This is a genomic window from Bacteroides sp. 3_2_5 (assembly GCF_000159855.2).
Lineage (GTDB): Bacteria > Bacteroidota > Bacteroidia > Bacteroidales > Bacteroidaceae > Bacteroides > Bacteroides fragilis.
Window position 1 is genome coordinate 166161 of the sequence record NZ_JH636046.1, and the last position, 22290, is coordinate 188450.

Below are 22290 nucleotides of genomic sequence, written 5' to 3' on the forward strand. Positions count from 1 at the left end.
TTTTAGAGTTTAACAATCAAATAATCCGCAAAGCTTTTGTAGGCATTCACCGCAGCACGGAATCCTTCCCAGTCGGCTGCCCGATAGATGCGCTTCTTCAAGGCGAGTTTCTGTTTCAGCACCAGTTTGTTGCCAACCTGCTGCAACGAGCCTTCGAAGTCGGCTGCCGGAGCGGCCTTTTGTTCGCTGCGCGGCTCTCCCGCCAGACGATATCCCCGAGGCAGGGCAATCGTTTCGTCCAATTCGACCAGACGAGAGCAAGCATCACGGAAGCCGTATTGGCGGGTTTCCAAGCCGGTATCGATGCGCAGGAACGAGAGAACGCTCGCATAGAGGTTGTTCATCACCATCGGTTTCAACAATAATTCCCGGTCACCGACCAGCGCATAGTCCGGTATCTCGTAACGGAACGTGATGCGAATGGGGCCTGTCTGATAATCCTTCGGCGCCTTTCCGTAGTCCACTCCGAGCATACGGGCTTTGGGAGATACGTTGAGCAACTGGCTTTCCATCGTGCTTTGCCATTCGGTCTGCCAGCCCTGCGTAAAGATGCGGCGGATGCTGCTGTCCGACTGACCTTCGGCGGTGATGGTAAACGAGCCTTTCAGCGTGCCCTTTGCATCGATTTTGTTATCGGCAGTGATGCGGACATAATGATTCTCGGGAGCCGAAACCGGAGTCAGGCACAAGTCGGAACCTCCCGGAATGCCGGGCAGATAGTTCTGCTGCTGCTCGGCACTGCTCCACAACTCGCGGCAGAAAGGAACCCAGGTAGGATCGAGGGGCATATACGTCCCATTCGCCAGCTTCACCACTGCCACACAGTGGTTAAAGTGATCGGCAGGGATGCTTTCGATGCGGCTTCCCGCCATCGTCATGGCCGGATAGGCCTCAAATCCCGCCATACGCAGGAAAGAGATCAGCGTGCCGGCAATGTCCTTGCATACTCCGCAGCGGTCGGTGTAGTTCATCTTCGTGTTATGGAGCGTAAAGCCCTCGCCTTCGCCCATGGTGATGCCCGCATAACGGATATTATCGGCTACCCAATGGGTCAATACGGCGATTTTCTCCATTTCGGTCTTTTTTCCCTTTATCAGTTCGTCCACTTTCTTCTGAGCCTCGGGCAGTGCGGCAAAACTGCCGTATGCCTCGTTCAAGTCGTGAAACCAGAGCGACTTATCCTCCCATTTCGGGGTAGACGACATCATCAGCTTCGGGGCTTCGTCAAAAAGATCCACCATATTGGGCTCTTTCCGGAAAGGAAGCACTTCGTCCACGGCAAACGTATATACCTTTCGCCCGTCCTCATAACGCATTGACGAGGTACAGGCACCGTTATAGAACTGGAACTGAAGCTCTTTTTCCATCGGCATACTGACAACGTATACCTTGCGGCGGGTGGGTTCATTCACCCAAAAAGGAACAATGTCGTAGAACTGCCCGTGCATGGGCGGAATGAAACGCGCGTCATCATCTTCAGCTCCTGCCAGCAGAGCATAAGTAAAGCCTTTCTTACTGATTTCGTAGGAAACGACATCTCCCGGCTCCAGGCGTCCGAGTTCGAGCATGATCTGACGGGCTCCCCAATAAATAGCCCTTGCCGGAGCGGCATAATCGCAGGTCTTGGTCACGTCCACCTGTATGGTTTCGCCGTTGGCACGCTGCACGGTGACTTGTTTGAAACGGGCAAAGGCTGTCAGCGGATCATAATCATACTTGATCACATGGTTATTCACTGCCCCTTTGGGAGTCTGTACTTTAAACGATTTGTACACGGCAAAACTTCCGGAGCCGTTTGGCTGCACAGTTACCGAGGTACTGTCCAGCAGGGTCACGCAGTCAGCTTCGCTCCATGCATTCTGCCCGGCGGCCGGGAGACACATTAAGATTGAAAAAGCACAGCATGAAGATGCCCGGAGGACATTTTTTAATTTACGCATAGTTTATGAATTGAATATTTGTGAATGGTTTTATCGTTTTTCTGTCTGTAACGGACAAAAGTAATATATCGATGGGTAAAAACAAAAGTAATCGAAAGAAGTATTTAAAAATAAAGTATGAGAAAGAAGAAGAGCCTGTTTACACCTGTATCCTTTTAATACCTATTTATAGGAGAGGATAATATATACTTATTTTACCAGAAGCAAGAAATTGTTATTTCAATCTTTAAAAATCGAGATCGAGACGATGATTTTTTGTCATCTCGATGACACTTTTCTGTAGCCCTGAGAACGGCATATTGATATTTCCCAGTCAGATTACCGAGAAATCCTATTTGTAATAAAAAAGCCGCTGTTTCCAGCGGCTTATCTAAAGTTATAAATAAATATTTGATACTATTTATGCAGTGGGATCATCTACGATATCACCTCCCGGATCCTTTTCTTTAATTACATCGTTTAAGTTTGTCAATGAGACACTTCGGGTTAATGCACAACGGCTCAACACTAAGTCAGTCTCTTCTTTAGTAGAAAAGCGCAAGTTGATGGCCTTTATCTGTGATGCTTTCGCCTCATCAAGCGTTTTTACGCCGGTACTGCTCGCCGTTAGGTTAAAAGTACCCAAATGCGGAATATCCACACTTCGCCCGTCTTGCAGATAATTGATAACGGCTGCGCCTAATTTTGAAATCATTGCTAAGCACAAGGCCTCTTGAACCCCGGAAATCTGGCTCAGATAATTGACAAATGTTTCCTGGTCCACCATTCCTCTGTTTTTTAAAACACAATAATACAGTTTTTCAGATTCTTTATTTCCTACATCACTGTTTCGCAACGCCAAGTTATAATACAATCCACTCATGTTTTTATAGGATTAGTAAAGGTTAGTATTAGAAAATTATTTAATTCTCCCAAAGGTATGCCCTTAAAATTTTAAAAACAACTCTTTCTTCTCTTTTTTTCAAGAAACAACAAAAAAAAGATTGCCCGGATTCACATCCAAACAATCTTTGTCAATTAGAAAAATTCATTAATATTATCTTATTATAAAAGAGATCTGCCACCCCGATTCACATCTAAGTGACATCATAATGCTATGAAAAAAAAAAAGTTAAGTTATCTCCGTATAATGTCTTATCAGAATCAGTAACATTCTTATTTCGTAAACGGCAAATATCCGTTTCAATGACTAAATTCCGCCTAAGACAGTAAACGATTCAGATTTTCAACAAAAGTATCTTATTAAAATCAGAAAAACAATCCTTTCCTGATTTTATTTAAAAAAATCGATAAAAAAAAAGATTGCCCGGATTCACATCCGGGCAACCCCATATTAACAAAATTTAAAATAAATCGACCGGATCACTATCCGGACATAATAAAAACTTAATATGTATTACCTGGATTCACATCTTAGTAATACTTCAACTAATGAAAAAAAAAACTATCTTAACGCTTCCACCTCGTCCGGTGTCAGCGGAATCTTCTTTCCTAAGCGGCGGGCGCCTGTCTCGGTTATCAGATAATCCTCCTCATTGCGGATGCCTCCGAAGTCTTTGTAAGTCTCCACTTTATCGTAATTGATAAAGTCGGTGAACTTCTTCTGGCCCTTCCAGAGATCTATCAGTTCGGGAATAAAGTAGATGCCCGGCTCCACGGTATGTACAAAACCCGGCTCCAACGGAATGGCCAGACGCTGCGACTTACGGCCGAACTGCGTGCTCTTGGGCTGTCCGTTATAGCCCACCCAGAGTTCACCCAGATTCTCCATGTCATGCACGTCGAGCCCCATCATGTGTCCCAGCCCGTGAGGATAGAACAAAGCATGTGCACCCTCGCGCACGGCGTCTTCGGCATTTCCCTTCATCAGCCCGAGTCCTTTCAAACCTTCGACCATCACACGTGCCGACAAGTCGTATACATCCATATAAGGAATACCCGGACGAAGTGCTTTCACCGACTCCAGGTGCATGGCGTTCTGTATCTCGTAAACCTCGCGCTGGCGCCGGGTAAACTTTTTATCGGCAGGAACGGTAGACGACATATCGCCTGCATAACCCATCTCCGTTTCTGCGCCGGCATCGATCAGGAACAGATCGCCCGGCTTGACGATATTGCCATGATAATGGTTGTGGAGCGTCTGTCCGTTCACCGTAGCGATGGTAGCAAACGAAAGGTCACCCCCTGCGGCATGCGCCACGGCTTCCATGGCTGCCGATACTTCCCACTCGCGCATCCCGGGACGCAGGATCTTCATGGCCGTAATGTGCATATCCGCCGTAATATCGCAGGCCTTCTCGATTTCGACAATCTCCTCGGACGACTTGTAGTTACGCTGCGCGATCACCGCACGGATAAACGGCACCGAACCCTCCTGACGCGCGGGAGGCACTCCCAGCCAGTCCATCAACTTCAGTTTATGCTCTGCACGGTAGGGCGGCAGGTAATGGATGGCCTGTCCCTTCTGTACCGCCTTGTGCAGATAGCTCACAATGTCGGCCGAAGGCATGGTGATGTCCACTCCCACCCGCTCACTCTTTTCCTTCAGTGTGGGCTGAGTCCCCATCCATACGATATGATCGATGGTCAGTTCATCACCGAATATAATTTCCTTATCTTCATCAATGTCGATTATAGCCGAAAGCCCGGCAAACGAAAGGCCGAAGTAGTAGAGAAAGGTAGAATCCTGACGATAGCGGAACGTATTGTCCTCGTAGTTCAATCCACACTCGTCGTTTCCCAGAAACAACAGTACTCCGGAGCCTAATGTTTTTTTCAGCAGGGCTCTGCGCTGCGTATATGTCTCTTTGCTGAACATAATGGTATATATTAAAGTTATGATGGCAAAGATAGGAACAAAGGATGAATTGACAAAGGAGATAAAGCAAATAAGATTCACAGCAGAGCAATAACCGTCCCGCCATGGAAGAGGCCGGGAATATCTTTCCGGAACACCCCTCCATGTCTTCCCCGCTCCCTCCGGTTTTTCCTTTAACTCCTTTTATCGGATAAATCATTTCGCTATATCGAACAATTCATTACTTTTGTAGCGAGAAACAAAAACTGTAAAGCATTAAACGTATGGCACAAGGTTCCCGTCAGATACAATCGCAGGCGCAGCAGCAGATACAAACGCTCTCACCGCAGCAGATTCTGGTAGTGAAACTACTGGAGCTACCGGCTGTGGAACTGGAAGACCGTGTACATGCCGAACTGCTGGAGAATCCCGCCCTTGAAGAAGGCAAAGAAGAAAGCACCTCCGACGAGACCACTCCTGCCGAAACCTCCGAAGGAGAGATGGAAGGCGATACGGACTATGACTCGCTGAGCGACTATCTGACCGAAGACGACATCCCCGACTATAAACTTCAGGAAAACAACCGCTCCAAAGGCGAGCAAGCAGAAGAGATTCCGTTTTCGGACGCGACGTCATTCTACGAAATCCTGAGAGAACAGCTCGGCGAACGCAACCTGACCGAACATCAGCGCGAACTGGCGGAATACCTGATCGGTTCGCTGGACGACGACGGCCTGCTCCGCAAATCCCTCGAAAGCATCGGTGACGAACTGGCCATCTACGCCGGTATCAACGCTACGGAAGAGGAACTGGAGGAAGCCCTGAGAATCGTACAAGATTTCGACCCTCCCGGACTGGGCGCACGCAGCCTGCAGGAATGCCTGCTGATACAGATCCGCCGCAAAAAACAGTCCCATGGCACAGATCCTCTGCTGGAAACGGAAGAAGAAATCATCAGTGAATGTTACGAAGAGTTCACCCGCAAGCATTGGGAAAAGATCATCAAAAAGCTGGGACTGGACGAAGAACACTTCTATAAGGCACTTGAAGAGATCACCAAGCTCAACCCCCGTCCGGGCGCATCGCTGGGTGAAGCCATCGGACGGAACCTGCAACAGATCGTCCCCGATTTCATAGTAGACACCTACGATGACGGAACCATCAACATCAGCCTCAACAACCGCAATCTGCCGGAGCTGCGCATGAGCCGCGACTTCACGGAGATGGTAGAGGAACATACGAAGAACAAGGCCAACCAATCAAAAGAATCGAAAGAGGCCATGATGTTCCTCAAGCAGAAGATGGACGCCGCACAAGGCTTCATCGACGCCGTGAAGCAACGCCAGAATACATTGATGACCACCATGCAGGCCATCATCGACCTGCAACGCCCCTTCTTCCTCGAAGGCGACGAGTCATTGCTCCGCCCGATGATCCTGAAGGACGTGGCGGAACGCACCGGGCTGGACATCTCGACCATCTCACGCGTCAGCAACAGCAAATACGTGCAAACGAATTACGGCATTTATCCCCTGAAGTTCTTCTTCAGCGACGGATACACCACCGAAGACGGTGAAGAGATGTCGGTACGCGAGATACGGAAGATCCTGAAAGAATGCATCGACAGCGAGGACAAAAAGAAACCGCTGACCGATGACGAACTGGCCGAAATACTGAAAGAGAAAGGATATCCCATCGCACGCCGCACGGTGGCCAAGTACCGCCAGCAACTCAACATTCCGGTGGCAAGACTGAGAAAATAAAAAAGCATAATAAAAGAAACAAACAAAATGGCTGAAGAAGAGAAGATAGAGCAACATATCATAGCTGACAGGACACTGATCCGTACGGCCAGAATCATTTCGGGAATACTGACTCCATTCTCTATCCCCTTCCTGGCTTTTCTGGTATTGTTCCTGTTCTCTTACCTACGCATCATGCCGTTGCAGTACAAACTCATCGTATTGGGAATTGTCTACTGCTTCACCATCCTGATGCCTACCATGACCATCTTCCTGTTCCGCAAAGTGAATGGCTTTGCCCGCCAGGACCTGAGCGACCGTAAGAAACGCTATGTACCGATCCTGCTTACCATCATCTCGTACGTATTCTGCCTGATGATGATGCACAAGCTGAACATTCCCTGGTACATGACGGGCATTATACTGGCTTCACTGGTGGTGCTGGTCATCTGCATCATTGTCAATCTGAAGTGGAAACTGAGCGAACACATGGCAGGTATGGGCGGCATCGTGGGCGGACTGGTTTCGTTCAGCGCGCTGTTCAGTTATAATCCGGTGTGGTGGCTATGCCTCTTCATCCTCGTGGCGGGGATATTGGGTTCGGCACGCATCATCCTGCAACATCACACCCTCGGCGAAGTACTTGCCGGCTTTACCGTCGGTTTCGTCTGCTCACTGCTGGTGCTCCATCCGCTCAGCAATGTTTTGTTCCGTATATTTTTATTTTAAACATAGTATCAATCCTAAAAACTAATCATTATGAACTTCCCACAGAATGTAAAGTACACTAACGAACACGAATGGATCCGCCTCGAAGGCAATGTAGCTTATGTAGGTATCACCGACTACGCTCAGGAGCAACTGGGCGACATCGTATTTGTCGATATTCCTACTGAAGGCGAAACACTGGAAGCGGGAGAAGTGTTCGGTACGATCGAAGTAGTTAAAACAATCTCTGACCTCTTCCTGCCCGTAGCCGGTGAAGTGGTAGAACAAAACCCGGCACTGGAAGAGAATCCGGAATTAGTGAATAAAGATCCGTATGGCGAAGGCTGGCTCATCAAAATGAAACCTGCCAATGCAGCAGACCTTGACAACTTGCTGGATGCCGAAGGATACAAAGCAGTGGTAAATGCATAAAGGCTTTCCCGATTCATTCATTACCACTTGCTTAGTCTTGAATGGTCTCACCACAGATTACACAGATTCTCACAGAACTTTTAATCTTATTATCGATAAAGTAAATCATTAATCTATGAGAATCTGTGTAATCTGTGGTGAAGTTGATTCATTCCATCTCGTTATCAATCAATCTCAAAAGTAGAATAAATATGACTCCAATCGTAAGCATTATCATGGGTAGCACTTCCGACCTTCCTGTCATGGAAAAGGCCGCACAGTTGCTCAACGATCTCCATGTACCGTTCGAAATGAACGCCCTCTCGGCTCACCGCACTCCCGAAGCTGTGGAAGAGTTTGCCAAGAATGCCCGCTCACGCGGCATTAAAGTAATTATCGCTGCTGCCGGTATGGCTGCCCATCTGCCGGGCGTGATTGCCGCATCGACCCCGCTGCCGGTCATCGGTGTACCCATCAAATCGTCTCTTGACGGAATGGACGCCCTTCTGGCGATCGTACAGATGCCTCCGGGGATTCCTGTAGCGACTGTGGGTATCAACGGCGCACTGAACGCCGCCATCCTTGCCGTACAAATGCTTTCATTGGAAGATAAAGAACTCGAAACAAAATTCATAGCCTATAAAGAAGGACTGAAAAAGAAAATCGTGAAGGCCAACGAAGAACTGAAAGAAATTAAGTACGAGTTTAAAACAAACTAAAAAGATGGATTTATTCAACTACTCCCGACGGGAAACTTCGGAAGTGAATATTGGGGCCGTTCCGTTGGGCGGCCCCAATCCTATCCGTATCCAGTCGATGACAAATACCCCCACACAAGACACCGAGGCTTGTGTGGCCCAGGCAAAGCGCATTGTAGATGCCGGCGGAGAATATGTCCGTCTCACTACACAGGGGGTAAAAGAGGCCGAAAACCTGATGAACATCAATATCGGCCTGCGCAGTACCGGCTATATGGTTCCGCTTGTGGCCGATGTACACTTCAGCCCGAAAGTAGCCGATGTAGCGGCACAATATGCCGAGAAAGTGCGCATCAATCCCGGCAACTACGTAGATCCCGGACGCACTTTCAAACAACTGGAATATACCGACGAGGAATATGCCGCCGAACTGCAAAAGATACGTGACCGCTTCGTCCCCTTCCTGAATATCTGTAAAGAGAATCATACAGCCGTCCGTATCGGGGTGAACCACGGCTCACTGTCCGATCGCATCATGTCACGCTACGGTGACACGCCGGAAGGTATGGTAGAGTCGTGCATGGAATTCCTGCGCATCTGCGTAGACGAGAAGTTTACGGATGTCGTCATCTCAATCAAAGCATCCAACACGGTGGTAATGGTAAAGACCGTACGCCTGTTGGTATCAGTGATGGAACAGGAAGGCATGTCATTCCCTCTCCACTTAGGTGTTACGGAAGCTGGCGACGGAGAAGACGGACGTATCAAATCGGCCTTGGGCATCGGCGCATTGTTGGCTGACGGGCTGGGCGATACGATCCGTGTCTCGCTGAGTGAAGAACCGGAAGCTGAGATTCCCGTGGCACGCAAGTTGGTGGACTATATTACAAGTCGCCGGAACCATCCGTACATTCCCGGCATGGAAGCTCCGGATTTCAACTACCTTTCTCCGGTACGCCGTAAAACACGGCCGGTACGCAATATCGGCGGAAACCATCTGCCCGTGGTACTTGCCGACCGCATGGACGGACGTATGGAGACCCATCCGCAATTTACACCGGATTACATTTATGCCGGACGTGCTTTACCCGAACAGACAGAACCCGGAGTTCAATACATCCTCGATGCCGACGTATGGAAAGGAGAACCTGATACGTGGCCTGCCTTCAATTATGCACAATTGGAGTTAATGGAAACATGCGCAGCCGAACTGAAATTCCTCTTTACCCCTTACATGGCGCTTACCCGGGAAGTTGTCGCATGCCTGAAGCAACACCCCGAAGCAGTCGTTGTCTCACAAAGCAACCACCCGAACCGTGTAGGCGAACATCGTGCCCTGGCACATCAACTGGCGGTGGAGGGATTACAGAATCCGGTTATCTTCTTCCAACACTATGCCGAAGATACAGCTGAAGACTTGCAGGTCAAAGCCGGCGCGGATATGGGAGCCTTGATCTTTGACGGATTGTGTGACGGAATTTATCTCTTCAACCAAGGCAAACTGAGCCATGCAGTGATTGATGCCACTGCTTTCGGAATTCTGCAGGCAGGACGTATCCGTACCAGTAAGACTGAATATATTTCTTGCCCGGGATGCGGACGAACACTGTTCAACCTGCAAAGTACGATTGCCCGCGTCAAAGAAGCCACCTCCCACTTGAAGGGGCTCAAGATAGGCATCATGGGATGCATTGTCAACGGACCAGGCGAAATGGCAGACGCCGACTACGGTTATGTAGGAGCCGGACGTGGCAAAATCAGTCTTTATAAACAGAAGGAATGCATTGAAAAGAATATTCCGGAAGAAGAAGCCGTAGAAAAGCTGATAGAACTGATTAAAGCAAACGGGGACTATGAAGAGAAGACTTCTTCCCTGTCCTCTCCCAAAGAAAAGGAAGACAAATAGTTCTTGCGGACGATGGATAACCGTTACCTCAAAGAGAGTATATCATAGTTCACCACAGATCGCACAGATTTACACAAAACGATTTTTAATCTACTGACAATCAATAATATTTATCTGTGCAAATCTGTATTATCTGTGGTGAATACGAATTTTGACTTCCTCTTTAAATAGTATACTTAACTATAAAGTTCTTTATCTCTTACGCTGAGCAAAGACCCACTCCATGAATCCGGGATAGTTGAATGCCGGATTCCAGCTTCCATGATTACAACCGGGAAACTCAATATATTCCACTTCCACTCCTAAGTTCTTCAACGCTTTATAAGCCTCACGCGAGCCTTCTACAGGCACTACATTGTCGGCATCACCGTGAAAAATACGGAAACGAACATTTGCTGCATCGGCCAGACGCACCGGATTCACGGTCCCGCAGATGGGAACGGCAGCAGCAAACGTATCGGGAAAACGGACAGCAAGATCGTACGTCGCCATGCCTCCCATAGAAAGACCGACCACATAGATACGGTTACGATCCACCTGAGGCAAATCAAGATAGGTATCCAACAACTCTTTTACTGCACGCAGTACAGGAGTGATCTCTTGTCCTGCCGGCATCTCCGAAGGAATAAAGGAAGAGGGACGGGAGGTATACGCCCAATAGTCTTTTTCGGGACATTGAGGTACAAGGACAAATGCCGGATACTTCTCCCGGTTCACCGGATTGAGAAACATCTGACCACCATGTGTCAACTGCTTCTCGTTATCACTCCCCCGCTCACCGGCACCGTGCAGAAAGAGTACCAAAGGATATTGCAGTCCCGTCTTTTCCACCTCGGGACGAAGTAGACGGTAATTGAGAGAATCACCCCGGGAAGAGATAAAAACTTTCTTTTGATACATCTCTTGCGAACGGGTACCCACGCCCAAAAGAAAGAGACTGATAAAGAAAAGGACAAACTGTTTCATGGTTATTCGGTATTATTCTACATATTTAGTTTCGGAAGGTAAAGATACACCATTTTCGTTAAAGGCTTCCACAGCAAAATAATAATCCTGATCGATAGTCAGCGATTTCATCTCCAACTCATTGCCACCGTACACCATCCACGAACTGTATAACTTATCAGGGGCGACCCCCCACAGGACGTTGTATCCCTGAGCTCCTTTCACCGACTCCCAGCGAACAGTAACATCACGACGGTCGGTGTGCCGATCCAGAGCCAGCTTTTGAGGTGGCCGGGGAGCCTTGCCGAACCCAAGTCCGAATACACGCAGTTCAGAAATAGCCAGATTCGGAGTAGGTACGTCTATATTCTTATAGCGGATATAGCGTGCGGTAGTCGGGACTTCAAGTTCTACATAGTCATTCGGCGTATCCTTATAGCTGCTCCGGCGATCGACCAGTATATTCCAGGTCTCCCCGTCGGAAGAGCCCTCAATCACATAGCGGTGACGCAATCCGGGAATCCGACCGTATAGATTACTCCGATAGTCGTGATAATTCACCTGTACGGCACAGACACGGGCAGGTTTCTCCAGGTCGATCAGTACCCACTGACGTTCATCATTTGCTTCCGCCAGCCAGAAAGACTTGGTTCTTTCATCCGTCAATGCATCCGGTCCGAACTCACCTTTCGCAGTAGATGCCGTCACCGGTTTGCGATAAGAAAGGAGCATCCATCCACGAAACTGCCCCTTCTTGCCGGGTACGGCCGGAGCATAGCGGGGATAATCACCGAAGCGGGTGTCCACGTACATAATACCGTCTTTATCGAATCCGGCAGGAAACATGCAGAGCCGGCGTTCCCAGTTGACGTTGATGGAAAGAGCCATCGAAGCAAAATGCCAATACTCTCCGCCGGGTCCCTGAACCGTACTGCCGTGTCCGGCTCCGTTCATATATCCCCCCGGTTTGTATGACACGGGATTGTGCTTCTGATAGGTGTAAGGCCCCATCGGATGATCGGCTACATAAACACCGTCGGCATAGACATTGAATTCGGTACCGGGAGCACCATACTGCATATAATACTTCCCATTGTGCTTGGTCAGCCACGGGCCTTCGATATATCCTCCTAAAACGGTATCGCTATGATTCTCACCGAAACGTTCCCAGCCGTGGCGCGGCATGTCGAGATTGAAAAGCTCCTTCACTTCTCCTTTCGGAAGGAACCGGTGATTCTTATCCAGTTCCATACCCCGGATGGGATAAACATTGGACGAACCCCAGAACATATAGGCTTTGCCATCGTCGTCGATAAAAAGATCGGGGTCCTGCAGGTTATGAAGGATGGCGGGTGTAGCTTTCCATTCGCCGCTCTTCGGATTGTCGGAATAGAGAATACTCATAGAACCCGAAGGATCACCGGTGACATAAAGCACTGAGTCTTTATAGTTATGCGCGGCCGGAGCGTTGCTCCCCTGCGGATACCAGTCTTTGGGGGCGATAAAATCCCAGTCCAGCAGATCTTTAGAGTGCCAGTATCCATTGGAACGGGTGACGAACATATAATACTCTCCACGGAACCTGACCACTGCCGGATCGGCACCCGAGCGGTAGGAAATGTCCTTGTCGGAGTTATAGATCATATAGGTATAATCTATGTTCAGCGGGTTGCAATAAGTATCTTGCCGCATGTCTTGCGCAAGGGCAAGGGCGGGAGACCCCAAAGCGAGTAAAAGAAGGAATAGTTGTTTCATGGTTGTAATCTATGGTATATCTTATTCTTCTGAGCCGAACCCCAGTCTCTTCAATCCTCTCTGTACATCGGGATGACTCATGAAGAGTTTCCATATCAAGCCTGAGCGATAGTTTTCAATCATCACAATAATCGGTCCCTGATCGATGGCGAGATAAGAGGAAGCAAACCAGTTTTCTGTCAGGTTGAAGGCATCCTTAAAGCCATATTCTCCCCACAGGCGGTCGCCCAATTCTTCGTAGAAATAACGCATAGCCTCCAGAGAATGTTCCGGAGTATAAGGAATGGAAGAGATGGCTGCGGTCGGGGTAATCACTCCCAAGTCGTTCTGCGGGCAATGTGCCGAGTAACCCTGATGATTGTCGCTCGCTGTCAGTCCCCAGCATTTGCGGCCGTATCCTTTATACTTCTTCGGATTATCGATGCAATAAGCACGGTTGATCAGGGTATGTGCTTTCATCTGCTCACCGTAGTCGGCATAACTGTCTTTGAGTCCGCGCGGATCGAGTCCGAGATAGGAATAATGTGTAAAGAAGAGAGGGCCGCCAAAGTCGGTGCCCAGGGGCAAGCGGATGCCGTAATATTCTTTTCCGTTCTTGAATGTAATGGAGTTGGCCCACCCCTTATGATACACCGATTCACGAATCGGATAAGTAGGCGAAGAAGCCGCCAGAATATAAGTGATATGGCACTCGTTCTGCCCTTTCAGCTGATGGTTCATCGCCCATCCGTTATTGGGTGACCAATGCCAATAAAGCACATCTTCACCTCCACGGGTGAACCAGTCCCACTCTGCCTGATGCCACAGGGTATTGATCAGCCCTCGTATCCGATTCTCTGTCGGATTATCGTGAGTGAAATACTGGTGTGCCGCCAGCAGTCCTTCGAACATAAAGGCAGATTCCACCAAATCGGCTCCATCGTCTTTCCTGCTGAAAGGAATGGTCTTTCCGGTAGCCCCGTCCATCCAATGTGCCCAGATACCATGATAGCTATCGGCTTTATTGAGGAACTCCACTATTTTGAGCAGCCGCTCAGCGCCTTGCTCACGGGTGATGAACCCACGTTCCACACCGACTATAATTGCCATTACCCCAAAGCCCGAACCACCGATGGTTGCTATCTCGAGGCGGTCATTGCTGCGCTCACGGGCCAGACCGGACTCGGGATGGGCAAAATCCCAAAAGTAACGGAAAGTTTGTTTCTGGACAAGAGTCATCAACTCATCATCGGTCAGTCTCGGCTGTTTGCCTGTAGCGGTGGCTTGCAACGTACAAGCACAGATCATAAGAAGAAATAAAAGGGTATGTTTCATTGTTGTTGTTAATTCAAGATTTTATCCCCCGAGAGGGCATGTCGAGACTCATATTTGGTGAATAATGACACGCCCTCAGGTGGCTGCACGGCAGAGACACGGAGATTCCATCGTGCAGTGGGGATAGCGGCTTCCGTTGCCGCAAAGGGCAATCGGAAAGACGCTGTGTGTAATCATGGAATTGATATTATTGGAATGATTCTATTTTAATGAACTGGTTATACATGTTTCATATCAGTTTTTGAGGACTCCCTGCGAGATATCCACCTGCTTCTGCGGGATGAAGAACGTTGCATGTTTTGCTATCGAGAAGTTTGTCTTCCCGTGTGCCTTCATCATCTTCTCCGCATAGCCCGGCACCATCTTGTCCGCACGGATCAGGTCGAAGAAGCGGTGTCCCTCCAAAGCCAGTTCGATGCGGCGTTCGTTCCAGATGATCTCGCGGAGCTTCTCTTTACCGGTTTCCGTAATCTCGGGCAATCCCACTGTCATATCCGCCGGATGCACCGTTCTGCGGGCACGGGCGCGCACCATTTCCAGCTTGTCGAGTGCTTCCCGGCTTTCGCCCAGTTCATTGCAGGCCTCGGCATACATCAGCAGTACATCGGCATAACGCAGGAAGATCAGGTGACAATTCTGTTTGGCAAACGAGTTCTCGTTCCAGTAACCGGTAGGCCAGATGGTCTTTTTGTTGGCACGGGGCGGCACTTCTTTCTTGAAATGAATCTCGCCCTTTCCCTCCAATGTCTCTCCATCGTAGAAAATGGTTGCCGTGCGTCGGGGATCTCCCGCTTCATAGGCTTGGTCGAGAGCTTCGGAAGGAGAGAACATCCCCCAGCCCATCTCACCGCGAATACCCTGCCATTTCACATATTCCGACTCGAGGTTGCGTTCGGTCGATTCGCCCCAGAGGTATTGGTCGGCAAGCATCACTTCGTCCGAATAGTAAGAGTTCGGATTGAACAGGTCGCGATAATCCCGGTGCAGGCTATACTCGCCGCGGCCAATCACCTGACCGGTGTATTTCTTCACGTTGGCATAGTCCTGACGGAAGAGATATACCTTGGCCAGCAATCCTTCGGCTGTTCCCTTGGTGGCGCGTCCCGACTCTTTCGCACCCCACTCCTGACGGGTAGGCAGATGCTCGGCTGCATAGGTCAGGTCTTCGATGATCTGTTGATAGACAGCCTCTTCGGTTGCACGGGGCTGATTGTATTCGCCGGGCTGCAACACCTTGGTCACCAGAGGCACCCCGCCGAAGGCGCGTACGAGATTGAAGTAGAAGAATCCCCGGAAAAAACGGGCCTGGGCGACGCACTTCACCCGGAGCTCTTCGTTCTTCACCGCACCCAGATTGTCCAGAGCCACATTGCATGAAGCGATAGCTTTATAATTGCCTTCCCACCAGCCGTTGATCTCGGAGGTAGAGGCGTCGTAAGTAAAGTCGTTGAACTGGTTCAGACGTGCCACACTGCCGTCCGCCAGTTCGCTGCCTGTATCGGAGTTATCACCGGGTAGCTCGGTGATGGCAAACCATGAGAATCCGATGATGTCCCACGCCCGGAGTTGGGTATAGATGGCGTTAATACTCATCAACGCGCCTTCTTCTTCGCCGAAGAAGACATCTTCGGTCAGCTTTCCCTGCGAATCTACATCGAGGAAATCGGCACAAGAAGAAAGGGTCAGTGCCGAAGCCAGTAATATTGAATATATCTTTTTCATTGTAATGGTTTTGGGTTCACCACAGAGTAACACAGGGTCTCACAGAGTTTAATCTCATAGAATGTTTAAAAGGGAATCATCTCTGTGAGACTCTGTGTTACTCTGTGGTAAATCGTATTCATGTCTATATCATTTAATATTAGAAAGTTACGTTCAGGCCGAAGCGGCAGGTAGCTGTCACCGGATAGATCTGACGGTCGATGCCGCCCAGCACTTCGGGTGTGAAGCCGTTATAGCCGGTGAAATAGGCCAGGTTGTTGCCGGAGAAGTAGACTCTCAGATTCTGCACGGATACCTTCTGCATCCATGATTTCGGGAAAGTATATCCCAGTTCCACCGTTTGCAGTTTCACGTACGAACCGCTCTCTACGTAGCGGCTCGACACCTGATAGTTATTGCCTTCCAGAGTCATTCGCGGTGTCATGGTATTCGGATTTTCGGGTGTCCAGCGGTCGAGGAAGGAGCGGTCCCAGTTGTCCGAACCGGAGAAACGTTCCACCTGCTTGGCATTGAATATCTTGTTTCCGAAGTTGCCTTGGAAGTCGATAGAGAGGTCGAATCCTTTCCAGGAAGCACTGATGCCCAGACCGCCGATGAACTTGGGAGTGGGACTGCCCAGATCCTTGCGGTCGTTGGCCGTGATGTATCCGTCACCGTCTACATCTTCGTATATCAGGTCGCCGGGACCTACGTTGTTCTGATACTGTTGTCCGGCATTTCCGGTGGCAGCGGCGGCACGCTCGTTGTACTCCTTGATCTGCGCTTCGTTCTGGAAGATGCCGATCACGTTGTAACCATAGAAATATTTAATCGGCTTTCCTTCTTCGGTCATCTGTACGGATTTCCCGGCGCCGATATCACCGCTGGCGATGCGTTTGCCGCCCAGACTGATGACTTCGTTTTTGATGGTCGTTCCTGTCAGACGGATACCATACCGGAAGTCTTTCAGCGAATCTTCCCATTTCACGGTAAAGTCCACACCGCTGTTGCGCACCGCCCCTACGTTTGTTTCTACCGGGGTGAGGCCTACGGAAGCCGGTACATCCACCGTCACCAGCATGTCTTTCGTGTCTCTACGATAATAGTCCAGTTCAAGTGAAAAGCGGTTGTTCAGCAGTCCGAGGTCGAAGCCGAGGTCCATCTGCTCCGAACGTTCCCAATGGACGCTCCGGTTGGAGAGTGACGTGATGGTTCCGCCGGGATAGAACACGCCGCCAAACACGGCATCATAGGACGGAGAGATATTGGCGAGCGCCCGGTATTTGTCGTTACCTATTTTATCATTACCGATCTGTCCCCAGCTTCCTCTGAGCTTCAGGTTGCTCAGCCACTGCACGCGGTCTTTCAGGAACGCTTCTTCGGAGACTCTCCATCCGGCAGCTACTGAGGGGAAGTAGCCCCAACGGTTGTCAGGACCGAACTTGGATGAACCGTCGGCACGGACCGAGACAGTCAACAGATAGCGGTCCATCAACGCATAGTTGGCACGGAAGAGATAAGACATCATTGTTTCGTGGTATCCGTTGTTGGCCACCGACTTGGAGCCGGCCGAAGCCTGGTCGAGATACCAGTAGTTTTCGTTATCGGAGAAGAAGTCGCGTCCGGTGCCTTCCAGCAACTCGTAAACACGCTTCTGCGCCGTGATACCTCCCAAGAGGTTGAGCCGGTTCTTATCATTGATCTTCCAGTCATAAGTCAGCAGGTTCTCCCACAACCAGGTGAAGTCGCGGTCCCAGGTTTTGGAGAGGCTGTTGGTTTCGTTCTTCTGTGTTTCCGAAACGTAGTATTTCGGCACGAAGTTGCGGCGGCGTCCGTTGATGTAGTCGATGCCGAGGCTGGTTTTAAAGTCAAGCCCGTTCAGGATATTCCAGTTCAGGAAGGCGCTGCCCACGATACGTTCTTTCCAGTCGTCATTGTTTGTATAATGGAGTGTGGCGACGGGATTGGCAGAAGAGGCGCTTTCGGAATCCATAAAACTCCCGTCTTCATTGTAGGGACGCTTCACGGGACTGATGGTATAGGCAGCTTTCACCACCGCGCTGTTTTCGTTCTTCTTATGGCTGAAAGAGGCCGACAGATTGTGCCCGAGGGTCAGCCGTTTGCTGATCTTGTAGCTATTGTTGGCACGCAGGGTGAAGCGGTTGTAGGTGTTTCCGGTGATGATGCCGTCCTGCTGGTAATATCCAGCGCTGAGGTTGTAGCGCACCTTCTCCGATCCGCCGCTGACGCTGAGCTGATAGTCGCGTACGGAAGCCACACGGAAGATTTCGTCGAACCAGTTGGTTCCTTTGCCCAGTGAAGCAGGGTCGTCAAACTTGGGTTTTCCGCCTGTGTTGACCAGTGCTTCGTTCAGCAGTGTCGCGTATTCGGTGGCATTGGCCATCTCGAAGCTGCTGTTGTTGAACTGGAATCCTTCGCTGGCGGTGAAGTTCACCACCGCTTTTCCCTCCGTTCCCTGCTTGGTAGTGACGATAATCACACCGTTGGCACCGCGCGAACCGTACATGGCGGTCGCCGATGCATCTTTCAGCACCTCCATCGACTCGATGTCGTGTGTGCTCAGGAAAGAGATGTCGTCCATAAACATTCCATCCACCACATAAAGGGGATTGCTGTTATTCGTTGTGCCGATACCACGGATACGTACTTCGGGCGAGCTTCCGGGAGCACCGTTAGCCGAGATATACACACCGGAGACACGTCCCTGAAGGGCATTCGCCACGTTGGGAGTGGCAACTTTCGTGAGGTCTTTGCTCTTCACCGCACCTACCGAACCGGTCAGGTCGGACTTACGTTGTATACCATAACCGATCACGACAACTTCGTCTATCAATTGGTTATCTTCTTCAAGAGAGATATCCAGCTTTGAGGAGGCAGTCACCTTGACCTCCTGCGTTTTCATGCCGATATAACTGAAAACAAGAGTGGCGCCCGAAGGAACATTCGAAATAAAATAGTTGCCGTTAAAGTCCGTAATGGTTCCGGACGATTGACCTTTCAGCAGGATACTGGCGCCAATGATAGGCTCCCCTGTCTTTTTCTCGGTAACAACACCCGAGATGGTCAGACTGCCCTGCGCAAAAGAAAGCATGGAGAGCAGCAACATCATACATAGGGTAAACAGATTTTTTTTCATCGTTTGGTACTGATTTAAAATTCTGCTGCAAACTTAGACGGTAAATTGATGTAAGTCAAAAAAAGGGGTACTACAAGAGTACCATGCAGAAAAAAACAAGATTTCCGCACTACTTCATCCCTACTGCAAAGGAATATAATTAATTAATATTCAATAAAATAAAAAATAGATTCTGAAAGGAGACCGGAATATGACTACTTCATCTGTTCTATTCCTTTCCGTCGATGAAATATTTGCTTTAAAGACTCCGGAGAGGAAAAAAGACTTTTTAGATTCTGCACTCCGGGATGAAAATATCAGAATCGGTTGGTGCATGAACAGGACTTTTTCCAAAAGGAAAAAGGAGAAGAAAAAAAGCTAAGGACATAAGGTAGTTTTGTACAAATAAAGAAATAGGATTATGCCTTATTTAATGTTCGAACTAATTACTAAAAGCTATATAAGAGCATTTCATCCATTAAAAATTGAGATCTCGACGATGATTTTTCATCATCGAGACGATGTCTTTCTGTCGTCTCGATGACAGCATATCGGTATCTGAGCGACAATTTTCATTTTTTTGAATTTTGTATAAAAAGAAAACCGCTACTTGTAGCGGTTTTCCGTATAATATATAATTATTTATGATTTAGTATCAGATTCTCTTTTCCGATCATGTTTTATCGTAACGGGGAGTACATTCGGATTGATTCTATGGTTCTACAAAGATAGGACAATAAATCAAAAATACAATCTTATTTTCTTTATTATTCTCCCTTCAGAAGAAATCGTGCCTTTTTTACATCCCGGCTGTTTCCGCCAATCATTACATCGAAATCACCCGGTTCGCAGACAAACTGCAAATCGTAATTATAGAACTTCAACAATTCCGGCGTGATGCTGAAGCTTACTTTACGAGACTCTCCGGCCTTGAGGAAAATCTTCTCAAAACCTTTCAGTTCTTTCACCGGACGGGTGATGCTGCCCACCAGGTCGCGGATGTAAAGCTGAACCACCTCCGCTCCGTCACGGCTGCCGGTATTGGTGACGGTAACAGTCGCCGTCAGTTCGCCATCAGCACTCATCTCCGTGCTGCTCAGGTGAATATCACTGTAGGCAAAAGTCGTATAAGATAATCCGTAGCCGAACGGGTAGAGTGGCTCGTTGCTCACGTCGAGGTAATTGCTGCGGAACTTCTCAAACCAACGTCCCTCTTGCAACGGACGCCCGGTGTTTTTATGATTGTAGAACAATGGAATCTGGCCTACATTTTGCGGAAAAGTAGCGGTCAGTTTTCCACTGGGATTGACATCGCCGAAAAGCACATCGCTGATGGCATAAGCGGCTTCACTCCCTCCGAACCATACGTTGAGGATGGCAGGCACGTGTTCTTCTTCCCAGGTGAGCACCAGCGGGCGACCGGTAAAAAGCACAAGCACAACGGGCTTTCCGGTTTTGAGTAATTCCTGCAACAGCGCTCTCTGTACATCCGGCATCTCCAGGTTGGTACGCGAACTGCTTTCTCCACTCATTTCGGACGACTCGCCCAGTGCGGCGACAATGACATCGGCCCCGGCAGCCACTTTCAGAGCTTCGTCCAGAAGTTCGCGATCCGTACGGTTATCCCGGTGCAGTTCACGTCCGAACATGGTGGCACGCTTCTCATAGTCGGCATCGCCAATCAGATTACTTCCCTTGGCGGTTACCACTTTTGCCCGGTCACCGACTACTTCCCTGAGTCCTTCGACCAACGAGGGAGCGTTATCCAGCACAGCAGCTACGCTCCAGGTGCCCGGCATGTTGGAACGGGTGTTCGCCAACGGACCGACTACGGCAATGGTTCCTTTCTTGCTGAGTGGCAACACACCTTCATTCTTCAGCAGCACAAAGCTCTCCGAAGCAGTCTTACGGGCAATGGCACGGTGTTCCTTGGTGAAGATCTGCTTCTTGGGACGATTCACGTCGCAATACTTATAAGGATCGTCAAACAGTCCCAGCTTATACTTCGCTTCCAGAATACGGCGGCAGGCGGCGTCGATGGCAGCTGCGGATACTTTGCCTTCCTCCACCGACTTCTTCAGAGTGCCGCTGAAGGCATCGCTCACCATATCCATATCCACCCCGGCATTCAGGGCGAGGGCGGCAACAGTCTGCTGGTCACCCATGCCGTGGTCTATCATCTCGTTGATACCGGTATAGTCCGTTACCACAAACCCGTCGAAGCCCCACTGCTTGCGCAGCACATCGGTCATCAGCCACTTGCTTCCGGTGGCAGGCACACCGTCCACTTCATTGAACGAAGCCATTACGCTGCCGACACCTGCCTCGACTGCGGCCTGGTAGGGTAGCATGTATTCATTGAACATACGCTGGCGGCTCATATCCACCGTATTATAATCGCGCCCCGCCTCTGATGCTCCATAAAGGGCGAAATGCTTCACACAAGCCATTATCTCGTCATTCCGGCTCATATCCTTTCCCTGGTATCCGCGTATCATGGCACGGGCGATGGCTGCGCCGAGGAACGGGTCTTCACCGTTTCCCTCCGACACGCGCCCCCAACGGGGATCACGGCTGACGTCCACCATCGGGCTGAATGTCCACGAGATACCGTCGGCACTGGCTTCGACGGCAGCTATACGGGCGGACTCTTCGATGGCTTTCATATCCCAGGTACACGACAGGCCGAGAGGAATAGGGAAAATGGTTTCGTATCCGTGGATTACGTCCATACCGAACAACAAGGGAATGCCGAGGCGGCTCTCCTCCACCGCCTGCCGCTGTACTTCACGGATGCGTTCCACTCCTTTCAGGTTGAACAGTCCTCCCACCTCTCCGTTACGGATTCGTTTGGCTACATCGCTGCTTTTCGCCTGTCCGGTAGTGATCTCTCCGGTCACGGGCAGGTTGAGCTGGCCGATCTTCTCCTCCAGCGTCATCTTTTTCATTAACTGGTCGATAAAACGGTCCATATCCCGGGGAGCCTTCTGTGCCTGTAACCCGGCGGCCACTACGACCAAAGAAGCGGCAAGCGCCTGCATTCTTCGTACAAAATGTTTCATGGTCTTTACAGTTTTAGTATCTATTTATGAATGTTCTGACTTTCCGGATGCAAATAAAACAAATCTGCGGCAAACAGACTCCATTTACCCATACGGCAAGAATACTGCAAACCGGGAAAAACAAAAAAAGAAGTACTGCATTGGTACTTCTTTCCATATCAAACAGTTCATTGCC

General features: G+C 49.5%; 14 protein-coding genes. 5 read left to right on the forward strand and 9 right to left on the reverse strand.

Translation table 11 applies throughout. From position 1 onward, the window contains the following. Positions 1-2: 2 nt before the first annotated feature. The 3 genes from BSHG_RS01310 to BSHG_RS01300 form a co-directional block, all read right to left on the reverse strand. A complete protein-coding gene (locus tag BSHG_RS01310; protein ID WP_008661515.1) occupies positions 3-1940 on the reverse strand; it encodes a DUF3857 domain-containing protein in 1938 nt (645 codons plus the stop codon). 400 nt (positions 1941-2340) lie between these two features. Then, complete coding sequence (locus BSHG_RS01305) at positions 2341-2802, reverse strand: DNA-binding protein (RefSeq protein WP_005803999.1); 462 nt, start codon at positions 2800-2802, stop codon at positions 2341-2343. Positions 2803-3384: 582 nt separating this feature from the next. Continuing rightward, the gene (locus tag BSHG_RS01300) at positions 3385-4758 is read right to left on the reverse strand and encodes an aminopeptidase P family protein (protein WP_008661518.1); all 1374 of its coding nucleotides are present in this window, start codon (positions 4756-4758) and stop codon (positions 3385-3387) included. A gap of 263 nt (positions 4759-5021) precedes the next feature. Between BSHG_RS01300 and rpoN the strand changes: the two genes are divergently transcribed. The 5 genes from rpoN to BSHG_RS01275 all read left to right on the forward strand — a co-directional run bounded on the left by rpoN (position 5022) and on the right by BSHG_RS01275 (position 10202). Further along, positions 5022-6500 carry an RNA polymerase factor sigma-54 gene (gene rpoN, locus BSHG_RS01295; RefSeq protein WP_008661519.1) on the forward strand — a complete coding sequence of 493 codons (1479 nt, stop codon included), beginning with the start codon at positions 5022-5024 and terminating at the stop codon, positions 6498-6500. A 27-nt stretch (positions 6501-6527) separates the two neighbouring features. After that, positions 6528-7208, forward strand: coding sequence for a membrane protein (locus tag BSHG_RS01290; RefSeq protein ID WP_005791307.1), 681 nt, complete (start codon positions 6528-6530; stop codon positions 7206-7208). A gap of 30 nt (positions 7209-7238) precedes the next feature. Then, a complete protein-coding gene (gene gcvH / locus BSHG_RS01285; RefSeq protein WP_008661521.1) occupies positions 7239-7619 on the forward strand; it encodes a glycine cleavage system protein GcvH in 381 nt (126 codons plus the stop codon). A 191-nt stretch (positions 7620-7810) separates the two neighbouring features. After that, a complete protein-coding gene (gene purE, locus BSHG_RS01280) occupies positions 7811-8317 on the forward strand; it encodes a 5-(carboxyamino)imidazole ribonucleotide mutase (RefSeq protein ID WP_005797496.1) in 507 nt (168 codons plus the stop codon). 4 nt (positions 8318-8321) lie between these two features. Next, positions 8322-10202, forward strand: coding sequence for a 4-hydroxy-3-methylbut-2-en-1-yl diphosphate synthase (locus BSHG_RS01275; protein WP_008661523.1), 1881 nt, complete (start codon positions 8322-8324; stop codon positions 10200-10202). Positions 10203-10394: 192 nt separating this feature from the next. Here BSHG_RS01275 and BSHG_RS01270 read toward each other — a convergent pair whose 3' ends face one another. The 6 genes from BSHG_RS01270 to bglX form a co-directional block, all read right to left on the reverse strand. Then, on the reverse strand, positions 10395-11168 hold the full coding sequence (locus BSHG_RS01270) for a prolyl oligopeptidase family serine peptidase (RefSeq protein ID WP_008661525.1): 774 nt from the start codon (positions 11166-11168) through the stop codon (positions 10395-10397). A 12-nt stretch (positions 11169-11180) separates the two neighbouring features. Continuing rightward, on the reverse strand, positions 11181-12902 hold the full coding sequence (locus tag BSHG_RS01265; protein WP_008661526.1) for a family 43 glycosylhydrolase: 1722 nt from the start codon (positions 12900-12902) through the stop codon (positions 11181-11183). Positions 12903-12923: 21 nt separating this feature from the next. Further along, on the reverse strand, positions 12924-14216 hold the full coding sequence (locus BSHG_RS01260) for a glucoamylase family protein (protein ID WP_005791295.1): 1293 nt from the start codon (positions 14214-14216) through the stop codon (positions 12924-12926). Positions 14217-14450: 234 nt separating this feature from the next. Further along, a complete protein-coding gene (locus BSHG_RS01255) occupies positions 14451-15938 on the reverse strand; it encodes a RagB/SusD family nutrient uptake outer membrane protein (RefSeq protein WP_080698869.1) in 1488 nt (495 codons plus the stop codon). A 139-nt stretch (positions 15939-16077) separates the two neighbouring features. Next, positions 16078-19074, reverse strand: coding sequence for a SusC/RagA family TonB-linked outer membrane protein (locus BSHG_RS01250; RefSeq protein ID WP_008661529.1), 2997 nt, complete (start codon positions 19072-19074; stop codon positions 16078-16080). Positions 19075-19820: 746 nt separating this feature from the next. Then, positions 19821-22115, reverse strand: coding sequence for a beta-glucosidase BglX (bglX, locus tag BSHG_RS01245; protein WP_008661534.1), 2295 nt, complete (start codon positions 22113-22115; stop codon positions 19821-19823). Positions 22116-22290 lie beyond the last annotated feature (175 nt).

Excerpts from the sequence above, each read along its gene's own strand:
- BSHG_RS01310 (WP_008661515.1), bottom strand. The coding sequence starts at position 1,940 with ATGCGTAAATTAAAAAATGTCCTCCGGGCATCTTCATGCTGTGCTTTT.
- BSHG_RS01305 (WP_005803999.1), bottom strand. The coding sequence starts at position 2,802 with ATGAGTGGATTGTATTATAACTTGGCGTTGCGAAACAGTGATGTAGGA.
- BSHG_RS01300 (WP_008661518.1), bottom strand. The coding sequence starts at position 4,758 with ATGTTCAGCAAAGAGACATATACGCAGCGCAGAGCCCTGCTGAAAAAA.
- rpoN (WP_008661519.1), top strand. The coding sequence starts at position 5,022 with ATGGCACAAGGTTCCCGTCAGATACAATCGCAGGCGCAGCAGCAGATA.
- BSHG_RS01290 (WP_005791307.1), top strand. The coding sequence starts at position 6,528 with ATGGCTGAAGAAGAGAAGATAGAGCAACATATCATAGCTGACAGGACA.
- gcvH (WP_008661521.1), top strand. The coding sequence starts at position 7,239 with ATGAACTTCCCACAGAATGTAAAGTACACTAACGAACACGAATGGATC.
- purE (WP_005797496.1), top strand. The coding sequence starts at position 7,811 with ATGACTCCAATCGTAAGCATTATCATGGGTAGCACTTCCGACCTTCCT.
- BSHG_RS01275 (WP_008661523.1), top strand. The coding sequence starts at position 8,322 with ATGGATTTATTCAACTACTCCCGACGGGAAACTTCGGAAGTGAATATT.
- BSHG_RS01270 (WP_008661525.1), bottom strand. The coding sequence starts at position 11,168 with ATGAAACAGTTTGTCCTTTTCTTTATCAGTCTCTTTCTTTTGGGCGTG.
- BSHG_RS01265 (WP_008661526.1), bottom strand. The coding sequence starts at position 12,902 with ATGAAACAACTATTCCTTCTTTTACTCGCTTTGGGGTCTCCCGCCCTT.
- BSHG_RS01260 (WP_005791295.1), bottom strand. The coding sequence starts at position 14,216 with ATGAAACATACCCTTTTATTTCTTCTTATGATCTGTGCTTGTACGTTG.
- BSHG_RS01255 (WP_080698869.1), bottom strand. The coding sequence starts at position 15,938 with ATGAAAAAGATATATTCAATATTACTGGCTTCGGCACTGACCCTTTCT.
- BSHG_RS01250 (WP_008661529.1), bottom strand. The coding sequence starts at position 19,074 with ATGAAAAAAAATCTGTTTACCCTATGTATGATGTTGCTGCTCTCCATG.
- bglX (WP_008661534.1), bottom strand. The coding sequence starts at position 22,115 with ATGAAACATTTTGTACGAAGAATGCAGGCGCTTGCCGCTTCTTTGGTC.